The organism is Deltaproteobacteria bacterium (genome assembly GCA_016223005.1).
GTDB lineage: Bacteria > Desulfobacterota > GWC2-55-46 > UBA9637 > GWC2-42-11 > JACRPW01.
The window spans coordinates 1-13,111 of sequence record JACRPW010000039.1 but is presented as its reverse complement, the minus strand read 5'-3'; the positions used below and the strand labels follow the sequence as shown (position 1 = coordinate 13,111).

The following is a 13,111-nucleotide window of genomic DNA, read 5'->3' as shown; positions in this document are numbered from 1 at the left end:
CCCAAGCCACTGCAGCCTTGACAGTAACCAACACCGCAGGCAACATACACGGTTTGGTGGTGCAGGAATCTAGAACCACCCTTTCCGGCGGCAATGCCTCCACCAGCCTGACCCTTCATGACTATGGAGCCACCTTCAGCAACAGTGCAACCGGCCAGCCAGTGCAGGTGCACGGCGTTGATGATGGTACCCATGACTTTGATGCAGTCAATTTCCGTCAGCTCCAAAAGGCTTTTGCAGGAGTTGCCTCTGTGGCAGCATTGACGGCAATCCCGGAAGCGGCTAGTGGCAACAGATTTTCAGTAGGCATAGGTTACGGCCGCTTTGAAGAAGTAGATGCAATGGCTATTGGAGTCAAGGCCGCAATTACAAAAAATATCAGCGCAAAGGCCGGACTAGGATACAGTAATAACGTCTCAACCGTGAGTGCAGGTATAGGATACAGTTGGTAATTGAAGCCAGTCGGATAGACCCTTCAGAAGACAGACAAAGGGGACAGATAGAAAATAAATCTGTCCCCTTTATTTATTGTCCCCTTTATTTATTGTCCCCTTTATTTATTCGTCTTTATTCTTGCTTTCTTACTTTATTCTTACTACTACTTACATCCTCATACTTACGCCTTTTTCCTTTAAAAACCTCTTTGCCTCCGGGATTGTCCATTCGCCAAAGTGGAATATAGAAGCGGCAAGCACTGCATCTTTAAGTGCGTAATAAAGATGCTCCAGTTTGCCTGCACCGCCTGATGCAATTACAGGTATTTCCACATTCCTTGCAACCTCAAATATCAAATCCACATCATAACCCTCTTTTGTGCCGTCCCTGTCCATGCTTGTCAGAAGTATCTCACCAGCGCCAAGTTCTTCAACCTTTTTAGCCCATTCAATAACATCTATACCCCTGTTTGTCCTCCCGCCGTGGGTATAGACTTCCCATTCAGGCAGCACAGAACTAGGTGTAATATATTTAAAACTATCTATATCACGGGCATAATCAAGTTCCCATTTTACATCCTTCCTCTTTGCGTCTATTGCAACAACTATACACTGACTTCCGAATTTTAGAGAAGCCTCTCGGACAAATTCAGGGTTGTCTACTGCCGAAGTATTGATTGATACCTTGTCAGCGCCTGCCCTTAAAAGCGCCTTTATATCATCAAGTGTCCTGATGCCTCCGCCGACTGTAAGAGGCATGGATACCTCTGCTGCAGTCCTTTCCACAACATCAATAATAATATTCCTTTTTTCATGGGATGCGGTAATATCAAGGAATACCAGTTCATCCGCACCATGCTCCTCGTATACTAAAGCGCATTCAACAGGGTCGCCAACGTCTCTTAACTGAACAAAACTAATTCCTTTGACAACCCTGCCGTCCTTGACATCAAGGCATGGTATAATCCTTTTCGTCAGCATTTTTCTAAACCCCTCCTCCTATCCTTGCTCACTGCTCACTGTCTTAATTGCCTCTTCTAAATCCACTGCCCCTGTGTAGAGCGCCTTACCTATAATTACACCATAGACATCTATATCTTTTAATGCCTGTATATCTTTTATAGAACTTACACCGCCAGATGCTATCACAGGTATCTGGACACTATCCATCATCTCCTTCATGGCATTTATATTTGGTCCCTGAAGCATGCCGTCCCTTTTTATATCAGTATAGATAATGCACGAAACGCCAATATCCTTGAACCTCTTTGCCAAATCTATTGCCTTTTCAGAGGTGATATTTATCCAGCCGTGGGTTGCAATAAGCCCATCCTTTGCATCAATTCCTATTGCAATCCTCTGTGGAAATTTTACGCAGGCATCTTTTACCAAAGACGGATCTTCCAAAGCCTTTGTGCCAATTATTATCTTTTGAACCTGTTTGAAGCCAAGATAATATTCTATTGTTTCAATATTTCTTATGCCGCCGCCAATCTGCACAGGTGTATTTATTGATGCGAATATATTTTTAATAACCTCCTTATTTTTAGGCACACCTTCAACAGCGCCGTCAAGGTCAACCAGATGGATGAGTTTTGCACCTGACCGCTCCCATTTTTTAGCAACTTGGACAGGGCTGTCTGAATATACAGTCTCTGCATCCATCTTCCCCTGTGTCAGTCGGACGCATTTGCCGTTTTTTATGTCAATGGCAGGGATAACCAGCATAACTAATATCCCTTCAGGTTACCGAAGTTTTTAAGTATTAATGAGCCAAGTTTCTGGCTTTTTTCAGGATGGAACTGGCAGGCAAAGACATTGTCTTTTGATATACTGCTTGTAAACTCTATCCCGTAAGTTGTTTTAGATGCAGTGAGATTATCATCATCTGGCACAACATAATATGAGTGGACAAAATAAAAATACGAGTTGTCAGGTATGCCCTCAAAGACCGTGGGCCGTGAGCCGTGGGCCGTGAGCCGTATATCATTCCAGCCCATATGAGGTATTTTTAATCTTTCCGCTTGATCAAAGGTAAACCTTTTAACCATGCCCTTTATAATATCCAGTCCTTTGTGGACTCCAAATTCTTCACTTTCTGTAAATAGTAGTTGTAAACCAAGGCATATACCAAGGAATGGTTTGCCTTTATTTATGCCATCAATAATTGGTGCTATCAGACCATATTTATTAAGATTTTCCATGCAGTCTTTGAATGCACCTACGCCTGGAAGAACTATATGGCTTGCACTTGAAATCTCTTTAAGGTCTCTTGTAATGATAGAGGTGTGTCCAACCCGTTCAAAGCCTTTCTGGACGCTTCTTAAATTTCCCATGTCATAATCAATGATTGCAATCATAAAAATAGATAAAGACTGGCGATGGGCGAGAGGCAATAGGCGATAGGAAAACCCATAGCCTATAGCCCATTGCCTATAGCCTGCTCTTACAGCCTTCCTTTCGTTGACATTATACCCTTAATTCTTGGATTTATCCTTACTGCCTCTGATAGTGCCCTGCCAAATGCCTTGAATACTGCCTCAATAATGTGATGGACATTCCTTCCGTAAAGCACATTTATATGCAGAGTAACTCCGCTTCTGTTTACAAATGCCTGAAAAAAGTCCTCTGCAAGGTCAGGGTCAAAATCCTTTATCTTCCCTTTTTTAGGGAAGGCAATCTTATAAACAAGATACGGCCTGTCGCTTATATCAAGGCTTACCCATGCTGATGCCTCATCCATTGGAACAGAGGCAAAACCGTATCTCTGTATACCCTTTTTATCTCCTGTTGCCTGTTTAAAGGCGTTACCAAGACATATACCTACATCTTCAACAGTATGATGATAATCCACATCTTATATTAGTCTCTTTTGTCTTTCTAAGTATCTTTGCTTTTCTTGGCATTTTTTTCTCCATGCAGTCTTATCCCTGCACTCTTACCATGTGCCTCTAGTCCCTCTATATCTGCAAACCTTATTACATCTTTGCCAAGTTTTTCAAGTCCTTTTTTAGAAAAGGAAATAATGCTGGAACGTTTTACAAAATCTTCTACACCCAAAGGAGAAGAAAACCTTGCTGTGCCGCCTGTTGGAAGGGTATGATTTGGTCCTGCCATATAATCACCAAGTGCCTCAGGGGTGTAAGGTCCTAAAAAGATTGCCCCTGCATTTTTAATCTTTTTTAGAAGTTCAAAAGGTTTTTTTACAAAAAGTTCAAGGTGTTCAGGGGCAATCCTGTTAGAAATATCTGCTGCCTCATTTAAGTCTTTTATAATAATGATTGCACCAGAATTATCAATAGATTTTCTGGCAATATCTTTCCGTTTTAAGGTCTTAAATTGTTTATCAATCTCTTGTGTCACAGCATCTGCCATATCTTTTGATGTTGTCAGAAGTATGCTTGACGCAAGTTCATCATGCTCTGCCTGAGATAGTAAATCCGCTGCAATCCATGAAGGGTCTCCAGCGCCATCATTTATAATCAATATCTCACTAGGCCCTGCAATCATATCAATATCAACAGTGCCAAATACAAGTCTCTTTGCAGTTGCCACATAGATGTTTCCTGGACCAACAATTTTATCAACCCTTGGGATTGTATCTGTTCCGTATGCAAGGGCAGCAATTGCCTGCGCACCTCCGATTGTATAAATCTCATCTACACCTGCAATGCCTGCTGATGCAAGGACATAAGGGTTTACGCCGTCCTTTGATGGAGGTGTTACCATAATGATTTTTTTTACCCCTGCGATCCTTGATGGTATGGCATTCATTAGGACTGTTGATGGATAAGAAGCCTTTCCACCCGGCACATATATTCCAACCTTTTCAATAGGTGCAACCATCTGTCCCAGAGTAGTTCCATCCTTATCGGTATAAGACCATGATTTCTGGAGTTGTTTTTTATGAAATCTATCAATCCTTTTGGCTGCAAGATTCAGTATTTTGAGGTCTTTTGCCGGGATTATTTTTAGGGCATTCTTTATTTCTTGTCTGGTAACCTTTAATTTGTATCCATGTTTTATGGCAGTGCTGTCAAATTTATTTGTATATTTCAGAACTGCATTATCACCATTTCGTTTAACATCCGTGAGGATGGTTCGGACAATCTTTTCAATATCAGATGTATCGGACTGACCTCTTTTTATGATAGTATCAATAAATCGGACAAAATCTTCCCTATTTGCAGAAAAAACCTTCATGGTATTCATATAATATAGAAGAATTTTAAGAGGTGCAAGGTTAATTTCGCTAAATAAAAAAAGGATTGCTGAAAATTCCTGCAACCCCTTGATTTTTATGGTGCCCAGAGACGGAATTGAACCGCCGACACGAGGATTTTCAGTCCTCTGCTCTACCTACTGAGCTATCTGGGCAAGATATTGATTATGTAAATAAAATAGGTTTTTTTATGATATTTCAATACCACCCTTTTAACCATTTTTTGCCTGAAATTGTCAAGCACTTTGTCGCATATTTTGTTCAAACTGGTTGTAAACTATAAATTAACTTATATGAATTTCCTTTTTAAGATTGTGAAAAAAGAGGCTAAAATTGTTCCAAGTCATAGACATATCAGGGCTTAAAGCAAAACTTATTTATTTTAAAAATAGACCCTTTTTGAATTTACCGAATTTGCAGAAAAGAGTTTACACTATCTAACATATCAAAGAAATTTGGTCTGCCTGCGGCAATCGGAGTCCCTTTAATGCCGATAAATTCCTGTATCATTGAACCGTCAGAGACCATATTTCCATCAAAGGCAATAAATCATCTCCTTGAAATAACTGATATTATTGCCAAATTTTTGCAGTCAAACTACGATTATGCCGTTATTACAAATTATCCTTTTATAAACGACATAAGGTCATTCAACTGGCTTGGCTGGAGGACACAAGTCTTTTATACCTACCACATAGACCTCCCAAAGACAGACTTTTCATCGCTTCCAAAGAAAAGGAGATACTTAATAAGGGGTGCTGAAAAATCAGGGATTGTTATTGAAATATCCCATGACTTTTCTATAGCACATGAGATGTTAAGCAAGACCTTCCTGAAAAAAGGTGTGAGGCTGACTGCCATGCCTGCTGAGAAGCGAAAAACGCAAAGATAAAAACTAAAAACTAATGTACCTTTGTTTTACACTTTTCGCCTATCGTTTTTAACTAAAAATAGATGGTTTGCCAGCAGGACAGTCAGCCGCTACGGTGCATTTTCGGAGCAAAATTTTCGGAGCAAAATTTAAGATTGACTTTGCTATAATATGTTTTTATAATTTAACAAATTTCACTGCCACCGTAGCTCAGCAGGTAGAGCAGGCGATTTGTAATCGTCAGGTCGGGGGTTCAAATCCCTCCGGTGGCTCCATAAATCTTATTTATTTAATTGGCTTTTTCAGGCAAGTCGTATTTATTAACTTTATACTGAAGGTTTGTAGGGCTTATACCAAGGAGTCTTGCAGCCTTTGCCTGAACCCCTCCTGTCCTTTTTAATGCCTCTTTTATAATCTCCATTTCAAACTCCTCTACAGCGGCAGGCAAAGGTTTTGTAAGGTCTATAGTCCTGGACAGCATCTGTTTTACACTTCCATGCCTAATCTCCATGGGAAGTTCCCCACATCCTATCTCATGTCCCCTGCAAACAACAACCGCCCTCTCTATAACATTTTTAAGTTCCCTCACATTACCTGGCCATTGATAGTTTATAAGAGGGTCTATAGTTTCTCTGGAGATAGAGTTAATCTGTTTGCCAATCTCCTTTGAATAGATATTTAAAAAGTAGTTTGCCAGCGGTATTATATCCTCTTTCCTCTCCCTTAAAGGCGGTATGGTGATTGTAAAGACATTCAACCTGTAATAGAGGTCTTCCCTGAAACCCCCTTTTTCTATGAGTTCCTTAAGGTCTATATTACTTGCAGCAATTATCCTCACATCTACCTTTATGCTTCTCGTTCCACCCACCCGTTCAAATACCTGTTCCTGCAAAACCCTCAAGAGCCTTATCTGAAGGGCAGGTGATGTTGTCCCTATCTCATCGAGAAAGAGGGTGCCTCCGTCTGCGAGTTCAAATCTACCTTTCTTTTGCATAGTTGCACCTGTGAAAGCCCCCTTTTCATGTCCAAAGAGTTCGCTTTCAAGGAGTGTCTCTGTGAGTGCTCCGCAGTTTACAGCAATAAACGGTCTTTCTGCCCTTGAACTCTTCTGATGGATTGCCCTTGCAATAAGTTCCTTTCCCGTCCCGCTCTCTCCATGTATCAGAACTGTGGTTCTGGCAGGGGCAACCTGTTCTACAAGGCTTAAGATATTTTTCATTGCACCGCTTTCTGCAACAAAACCTTTGATGCCGAACCTTGCGGATAGTTCCTGATTCAGGAGATTCTTCTCCTCCACAAGGTCAACCATCTTAAATGCCCTGTTCACCACAAGTTTTATCTCCTGATTTTGGAAGGGCTTGAGTATATAATGGTATGCGCCAAGCCGCATTGCATCTACTGCTGTTTCAACTGTCCCAAAGGCTGTAAGGACTATGACAGGGATTTCAGGTCTTTTTTCCTTCACAGCCTTGAGTATATCTATGCCTGATAAACCCGGCATCTTCATATCTGTAATAATGAGATGGAGAGGGGTTTCATCCAATATTTCAACAGCCCTGTAAGGATTTTGTGTGGTAATGACCTCGTATCCATCTTCTTTTAAAAGGGTGCTTATAACAAGCAGGTAGTTCTTTTCATCATCTACTGCAAGTATGGTTTTCATTTTATCCCCTCTTCTCCATGATTAGAATATGCAGCCGCAGGCGCAGGCAGATATATCCTGAATGTAATTCCTGAAGGTGTCCCTTGCCAAACCCTTATCCAGCCTTTATGTCCTTCTATTATCCGCTGAACAATAGCAAGACCAAGACCTGAACCTTTTTCCTTTGTTGTAAAAAAGGGGTTGAATATCTTATCTTTATATTCCTGCGATATGCCAGAACCTGTATCAGAAAAGGCTATTTCTACAAAATCATAAGTCTTGGATTTTGCATCTTGCCCTGTATTAAATATGGGGTTGAACATTGAACTTACTAATAGTCTCCCGCCTTCCGGCATTGCCTGTATGGCATTGATTATAAGGTTTACAAAGACCTGATGCAACTGGTCCGCATCAGCTTTAATTATTGGGACGGCATCATCAAGTTCAACTTCCATTATTATACCTGACTTTTTAATATCAGGACTTAACAGGCTTACAGATTTTTTCACCACATCATTTATCTGACACGGTGCTATCTGCGGCGGCCTTGGCCTTGCAAACTGGAGGAATGCCTCAAGTATCTTTGCAAGACGGTCAGACTCCTCTGATATAACAGATGCCAGAGGACTACATCTTAAATCCTTTTCCAGCCATGTCCTTAACATATCAGCAGAACTTTTTATGATCCCTAGTGGATTTTTAATCTCATGTGCCATACCTGCAGAGAGTTCACCAAGGGCAGAGAGCCTGTCTGCCCTTCTAACCCCCTCTTCCATCTCTTTTAGTTTGCTTATGTAACCCTTTGTCTCCTCCACCATATGGTTAAAGGCATGTGCAAGTTTGCCGACTTCGTCACTCCTTTTAGTGCCTACAAAACCAGAGGTAAAATCCTTTGTCCTTGCTATATGGTCTGCCATAATAGAGAGTTCTTTTAAAGGTCTGACAGCCCTGTTTGCAAATACAAATATAAGGATAAATATAACAACCGCACCTGATATACCCAGTAAAAGACTTTCCTTCTCCACCCATCTTACAGGTGAAAGCACCTCGTACTCATCTACTGCCCCGGCTAACCTCCATCCAAATCCCTTAAAATCAAAATACCCTTTTGACACTGAAAGGGCTACAATGTAACCTCTAGAAGAGGCTGCTGTTGCTGTCCCTTTTCCGTCTATGTAATCTGTAATGCCTGTCTTCTCAACAGCCCCTTCCTGTGATGATACCACCACCTCACCCTTTTTATTTAATACAGCAAGGATGGGTATGCCGCCTATTGCAAGGACATCCTTAAGACCATTAACTTCATATTCCAGAACAATGGCGCCTATTGGCTTTGAACCAAGAAAGGATGGATTTATAGGTGCAATAAAGGATATAACCTGCCTGCTGCTTATTTTAGAAGAATGGGCATCAATCTCAATTATCTCTCCTGATAAACCCCTCACAAGATATTCATCTTTTATATTCCTGCCTATGTATAGCGGATTACTGGACGCTACTACATCCCCATTTTTGCCTATAGCATATATTTCGCCTGTCAATCTGTAGTCCCTTTTAAAACCTTCAAGGACAGATGTAATCCTCTTATCCACATCATCAGTAAGTATATCCTTCATTACCTCAAGACCTGCCCATGCCATTACATTGCTCCGCAAGAGGAAGAGTCTTGCATCTATATTTTCCCTGATTAGTTCTGTCTCTGCCTTTAATCCCCTGACTATCTCACTGTATATTGCCTCTCTTGAGTTTTGAAAATACAAAAGGCTCGTCAGAAAATAGGGCGGTATAATAGCAACCAGAAAGAGAAGGGATATTTTAATAGCAAGGCTTTTCCTTATCTTTTCTATCATTTTTCTACCTCTATGGTGTATAGAACCTCCAGACCTGGTTCAAGGTTCTTTTTTCGTATATATCCGATAGCGCCGTCAACCTCAATTACAAATCTCTTTACAGCCTCTTCTGATTCCAGAACAGGCGGCGGTGTAATGCCTTTAAAGTATTGCTCATTCCAGTATTCTACAAGTTCCCTATGTTCCATAGACAGTATCTTCTTTGAAAATATATTCCTGATTTCGTTTTGCGGGGACAGGTTCACAGGGATTATCCTCATTTCATCCTTCCAGAAAACCTTCTTTTTAAGGTATATGCCCTTAAGCATACCTGCTGTGATTTTCTCATTTGGTTTGACCAGAGATATTACAACAATTGTATCATCCCCAGCCCTCAAGACCGCAGGGGTAAATATCAACACTATAACAATCCCTAATATCAGACATACCTTCATCGTTAAAAGAGGATAGAAAATGAGGCAAGAAATTGCTCACCGTTATCAACATCTATATCATCAAACCTTAAATCACCGCTTCTAATCTGATATTCTATTTTAAATACAACCTGAGGGACAGGTTTATACGCGCTGCCAATGGTTATTACCCTCAGTTCTCCTCCATCTGTTCTGCTGTTCATATATTCGTGTCTGCCAATGAGGAACAACCTTTCGGTCAAGGCATAGACACCTTGGAGATAATAACCATATTCCTTTGAATCGCTGCCAGCCCTTGTGTCCACACGGCTGTATGTTGCCTCACCCATGATTTCAAACCATCTCTTCTTATAGAGGATATCCAGACCCGTAAGATATATCCTGTTATCTGTGCGGTATTCTGTATAGTAAAGAAGCGGAATCGCTGCCTCTAGTCCTGACCTTCCAAACCACTTTATCTTCCCGCCATATATTAGGTGGGTTTTTCTGAAACCAGTCGTCTCATTTATACTCTCGTTATTCTGAAAGAAGATAGAATAGCCAAACTCCTCATTATCAAATGTGGAATCACCATAAAACTGAATGCCTGTTGTATATTCAGGAAATGCAAGAAGGGTTACAAGGGGTCTTGATACTGTCCATGTAAGGGGGTCTGCATGGATTTCATTCCATGTGCCAACAGGGGTTAAAAACTTCCCTGCCCTGATTTTAAAGGTATCTGAAAAAAGGTAATCAAGATAAAGTCTCTCCAGTTGTCCGTGGTGGGTGAACCTTGATCTGCCATTTGCATCTATCTCAAAGAAATGGGCATCCTCCCATTCAGAAAAAAGTCTAATCCTCTCGGTTATATCTCCAAATACAAACAGGCTTAAGTCATCAAAGACAAGTTTCCTATCCTGACCACTCGGGTCATTATATTTCATACTGGCATATCCACCAAGCCTGAAACCTGTGTCTGCAACCCTTAACCCATTCCCAAGTTGATACTCCCATGCTTTAGGGATGCTCAAATCTCCTCCATACACAATGGTATTTATAGAGATAAGAAACAGAAAGGCAGGGATGAATCCTCTAACCAGGGTCATAGTTGCTCTCTCTTTGTTAATCCGAAAAATTTAGGTGCCCCCTTATAATCCTTACCTTCAACATGACATGAATTACACTTTGCCTGCACGTGTTTCCCATCAAGTGCATATCCTGATACAGCCTTGTGATTAAAGGCTGTATAGGCTGTGTTAGCAAGAAATACCCCAAGTATAAGCATTACCACGATACTTAAGGCAAGGATAGTCTTTTTAAGATGCACACTCATAATCTTCCTCCTTTGTCTTTATTTGCCATTCGTGTTTTAAGCCACATATAGAGTCCTGTAAGACTCAAAACTATCATGGCTAACCCTGTGATGTCGCTTAAGAGCATCCATGCCTCACCAAAGAACTTCCCTGTGTGGAGGTCTTTGGCTATCTTTTCTGGCTTCTTGCCAAAGACATAAATAACCTCACCTGAATTAGCATCCACTATCACCTCTGTCTTTCCTATATCTGCAAACTTGACCTTGTAAACTATCCCTCCAAACTCGTTCTTGATTTCCACCTTCTCAAGTTTATCCTTCACCCCTGTAGACAGGGCTGTTGAAACTGCCTTTTCTAAAGACACAGGAAGGGAATCAAAGGCAAGGTTGGGGTCTATCTTGCCCTTCTTTTCAAAGATAAGACCCTTCATCCCCTTCCTATCCCCTTTACTTGAAAAGACCTTATCATGATTCAGGAGTATCCCTGTTGCAGATATGGTAAGTATTAGTATGGAAAAACTGATACCTGCATATTTGTGAAACTTTTTTATTGTAGCAGTATTCATCTTGTCCTCCTATAAATAATCATATCCCCAAAATCCTAAATAGGATTTTGGGCATGATTATAAAAGAAGAAAGATTAAGAAAAGATTAAAGATATGAAAATTTTTTAGGAAGCAAAAAGGTGGGTCAGTAAATCTTAGTCTTTTGAAGTTCCTGATTTGGACCGCCGTTTAATAGTTTTACTTGGGGACAGATTTGAAATCTGTCCCCACCGTCCTCAAAATAGTCAATGATATTCAGACAGCCGTAGTCCTGCTCAATCCTGAAAAAGTTTTCCATAGGCAGTCCCATTGCATCACATAAGATTACCCTGTTGACACCACCATGGGCAACCAAACAAACTGCTTCATCTCTATGTCTATTTAAAATCTCGTTTAGTTTTGGGACTACACGATTTTTTAAATCCTGTAAACTCTCCCCGCCCTGAACCTTTGAAATTGCCAAATCCCTAAACCTGAACCCTGCCTCTTCAGGAAACCTCTCTGCCCCCTCTTCTCTTGTAAGTCCTTCCCATCTGCCCAAAGACAGTTCCCTGAATTCATGCATCTTTACTGGTTTAATGCCAAGCCTCCTGCCAACTATGTCAGCACCCTTTACAGCCCTCTGCAGGTCGCTGGAATAGATGGCAGTAATAGGTTCATGTGCAAGAAAGTCAGCAAGGTTTTCCATCTGGCGGACACCGATGTCAGTTATATCTATATCAAAGTGTCCGTTATAGCGGAACTCATGATGATTGATTACCTGACCATGTCGGATAAGAAAAAGACGGGTATGACAGTTTAGTAGAATAGGGACTGTCCCCTTAAACCTGTTTCTAAGTATTCATGGATTGAATTGGCAGCGCGCCTTCCGTCGCCCATTGCCAGAATAACGGTTGCACCGCCTCTGACAATATCGCCCCCTGAAAATACGCCCTTCTTGTTTGTTTTGCCTGTATCGTAGTCAATGGTTATGTTCCCCCACTTGTTCACCTTTAAATCAGGGGTTGTATGAGGTATAAGCGGATTTGCGCCATTGCCAACGGCTATTATTGCAATATCTACATCTATTGTAAATTCAGAACCATTAACAGGGATAGGTCTTCTCCTGCCTGATTCATCAGGTTCGCCGAGTTCCATCCTTATACATTCTACCTTCTTGAGTTTACCTTCGTCATCACCTATAAATCGGACAGGGTTTGTAAGCAGATTGAATTTCAGCCCCTCTTCTTCGCCGTGATGGATTTCTTCTATCCTTGCCGGCATCTCCTCTTTTGAACGGCGGTAAACAATCGTTACCTCTTCCGGACATAACCTTAATGCTGTTCTTGCAGAATCCATTGCAGTATTGCCGCCGCCGACAACAACCACCTTTTTGCCGTTAAGTATCGGCGTGTCGTATTCAGGGAATTGATATGCCCGCATCAGATTTAATCTTGTAAGGTATTCATTTGCTGAATAGACGCCGATAAGATTTTCACCCGGGATATTCATAAAAACAGGAAGCCCAGCGCCTGTGCCTATAAATACTGCGCCATAGCCGTTTGCCAAAAGTTCATCTATTGTGTCAAGTTTGCCAATAACAGCGTTGCATACAATCTCAACACCCATCTTTTTAAGATATTCAACCTCTGCCTGCACAATTTTTTTAGGCAGTCTGAACTCAGGGATGCCATACATCAAAACACCGCCTGCTGTATGCAGTGCTTCAAACACAGTAACCTTATGCCCCTTTTTTATAAGGTCCCCTGCAACTGTAAGCCCTGCAGGACCTGCGCCAACCACAGCAACTTTTTTGCCTGTCCATTTGGGGATTATAGGTATGCTAACCTCGCCGTGCTCCCTT

General features: G+C 41.3%; 15 protein-coding genes and 2 tRNA genes. 3 read left to right on the top strand and 14 right to left on the bottom strand.

Annotated elements, in window-relative coordinates:
• Positions 1–53 precede the first annotated feature (53 nt).
• Positions 54–452 (top strand): YadA C-terminal domain-containing protein, encoded by a 399-nt coding sequence (locus tag HZC45_04200; protein ID MBI5682358.1) that lies wholly within the window; start codon positions 54–56, stop codon positions 450–452.
• 150 nt (positions 453–602) lie between these two features.
• On the opposite strand, the gene hisF is transcribed toward HZC45_04200, so the two are convergent.
• The 6 genes from hisF to HZC45_04170 form a co-directional block, all read right to left on the bottom strand.
• Positions 603–1,415 carry an imidazole glycerol phosphate synthase subunit HisF gene (hisF, locus tag HZC45_04195; GenBank protein MBI5682357.1) on the bottom strand — a complete coding sequence of 271 codons (813 nt, stop codon included), beginning with the start codon at positions 1,413–1,415 and terminating at the stop codon, positions 603–605.
• 18 nt (positions 1,416–1,433) lie between these two features.
• Positions 1,434–2,162, bottom strand: a complete 729-nt coding sequence (hisA, locus tag HZC45_04190; protein MBI5682356.1) for a 1-(5-phosphoribosyl)-5-[(5-phosphoribosylamino)methylideneamino]imidazole-4-carboxamide isomerase — start codon at positions 2,160–2,162, stop codon at positions 1,434–1,436.
• A 2-nt stretch (positions 2,163–2,164) separates the two neighbouring features.
• Positions 2,165–2,800, bottom strand: coding sequence for an imidazole glycerol phosphate synthase subunit HisH (hisH, locus tag HZC45_04185; GenBank protein ID MBI5682355.1), 636 nt, complete (start codon positions 2,798–2,800; stop codon positions 2,165–2,167).
• A gap of 80 nt (positions 2,801–2,880) precedes the next feature.
• Complete coding sequence (locus HZC45_04180; protein ID MBI5682354.1) at positions 2,881–3,288, bottom strand: imidazoleglycerol-phosphate dehydratase; 408 nt, start codon at positions 3,286–3,288, stop codon at positions 2,881–2,883.
• A 26-nt stretch (positions 3,289–3,314) separates the two neighbouring features.
• Positions 3,315–4,637 (bottom strand): histidinol dehydrogenase, encoded by a 1,323-nt coding sequence (gene hisD, locus HZC45_04175; GenBank protein MBI5682353.1) that lies wholly within the window; start codon positions 4,635–4,637, stop codon positions 3,315–3,317.
• 98 nt (positions 4,638–4,735) lie between these two features.
• Positions 4,736–4,811 (bottom strand) — tRNA-Phe (locus HZC45_04170).
• A gap of 332 nt (positions 4,812–5,143) precedes the next feature.
• On the opposite strand from HZC45_04170, the gene HZC45_04165 reads away from it, so the two are divergent.
• Positions 5,144–5,548: a hypothetical protein gene (locus tag HZC45_04165; protein ID MBI5682352.1), complete on the top strand. Its 405-nt coding sequence runs from the start codon at positions 5,144–5,146 to the stop codon at positions 5,546–5,548.
• A gap of 178 nt (positions 5,549–5,726) precedes the next feature.
• Positions 5,727–5,802, top strand: a tRNA-Thr gene (locus tag HZC45_04160).
• 14 nt (positions 5,803–5,816) lie between these two features.
• Here the strand turns inward: HZC45_04160 and HZC45_04155 are convergent.
• From HZC45_04155 to HZC45_04120, 8 genes are all read right to left on the bottom strand, one after another.
• The gene (locus tag HZC45_04155) at positions 5,817–7,190 is read right to left on the bottom strand and encodes a sigma-54-dependent Fis family transcriptional regulator (GenBank protein MBI5682351.1); all 1,374 of its coding nucleotides are present in this window, start codon (positions 7,188–7,190) and stop codon (positions 5,817–5,819) included.
• Positions 7,187–9,019, bottom strand: a complete 1,833-nt coding sequence (locus HZC45_04150) for a HAMP domain-containing protein (GenBank protein ID MBI5682350.1) — start codon at positions 9,017–9,019, stop codon at positions 7,187–7,189. Before HZC45_04150 ends, HZC45_04155 begins: the two co-directional genes overlap by 4 nt.
• A complete protein-coding gene (locus tag HZC45_04145; protein ID MBI5682349.1) occupies positions 9,016–9,453 on the bottom strand; it encodes a hypothetical protein in 438 nt (145 codons plus the stop codon). The genes HZC45_04150 and HZC45_04145 overlap by 4 nt, the downstream gene beginning before the upstream one ends.
• A gap of 2 nt (positions 9,454–9,455) precedes the next feature.
• On the bottom strand, positions 9,456–10,442 hold the full coding sequence (locus HZC45_04140) for an outer membrane beta-barrel protein (GenBank protein ID MBI5682348.1): 987 nt from the start codon (positions 10,440–10,442) through the stop codon (positions 9,456–9,458).
• A gap of 71 nt (positions 10,443–10,513) precedes the next feature.
• Positions 10,514–10,744, bottom strand: a complete 231-nt coding sequence (locus tag HZC45_04135; protein ID MBI5682347.1) for a hypothetical protein — start codon at positions 10,742–10,744, stop codon at positions 10,514–10,516.
• Positions 10,741–11,289 (bottom strand): PepSY domain-containing protein, encoded by a 549-nt coding sequence (locus HZC45_04130; protein ID MBI5682346.1) that lies wholly within the window; start codon positions 11,287–11,289, stop codon positions 10,741–10,743. Before HZC45_04130 ends, HZC45_04135 begins: the two co-directional genes overlap by 4 nt.
• A 124-nt stretch (positions 11,290–11,413) precedes the next feature.
• The gene (locus HZC45_04125) at positions 11,414–12,076 is read right to left on the bottom strand and encodes a histidine phosphatase family protein (protein MBI5682345.1); all 663 of its coding nucleotides are present in this window, start codon (positions 12,074–12,076) and stop codon (positions 11,414–11,416) included.
• Positions 12,067–13,111: FAD-dependent oxidoreductase (locus tag HZC45_04120; protein MBI5682344.1), on the bottom strand; the 1,045-nt coding region annotated here is incomplete at its 5' end. The genes HZC45_04120 and HZC45_04125, both read right to left, overlap by 10 nt.

Bases quoted from the DNA above. Each gene is read 5' to 3' on its own strand.
- HZC45_04155 (MBI5682351.1), bottom strand. From the start codon at position 7,190: ATGAAAACCATACTTGCAGTAGATGATGAAAAGAACTACCTGCTTGTT.
- HZC45_04135 (MBI5682347.1), bottom strand. From the start codon at position 10,744: ATGAGTGTGCATCTTAAAAAGACTATCCTTGCCTTAAGTATCGTGGTA.
- HZC45_04130 (MBI5682346.1), bottom strand. From the start codon at position 11,289: ATGAATACTGCTACAATAAAAAAGTTTCACAAATATGCAGGTATCAGT.
- hisD (MBI5682353.1), bottom strand. From the start codon at position 4,637: ATGAAGGTTTTTTCTGCAAATAGGGAAGATTTTGTCCGATTTATTGAT.
- HZC45_04145 (MBI5682349.1), bottom strand. From the start codon at position 9,453: ATGAAGGTATGTCTGATATTAGGGATTGTTATAGTGTTGATATTTACC.
- hisF (MBI5682357.1), bottom strand. From the start codon at position 1,415: ATGCTGACGAAAAGGATTATACCATGCCTTGATGTCAAGGACGGCAGG.
- hisA (MBI5682356.1), bottom strand. From the start codon at position 2,162: ATGCTGGTTATCCCTGCCATTGACATAAAAAACGGCAAATGCGTCCGA.
- HZC45_04165 (MBI5682352.1), top strand. From the start codon at position 5,144: ATGCCGATAAATTCCTGTATCATTGAACCGTCAGAGACCATATTTCCA.
- HZC45_04150 (MBI5682350.1), bottom strand. From the start codon at position 9,019: ATGATAGAAAAGATAAGGAAAAGCCTTGCTATTAAAATATCCCTTCTC.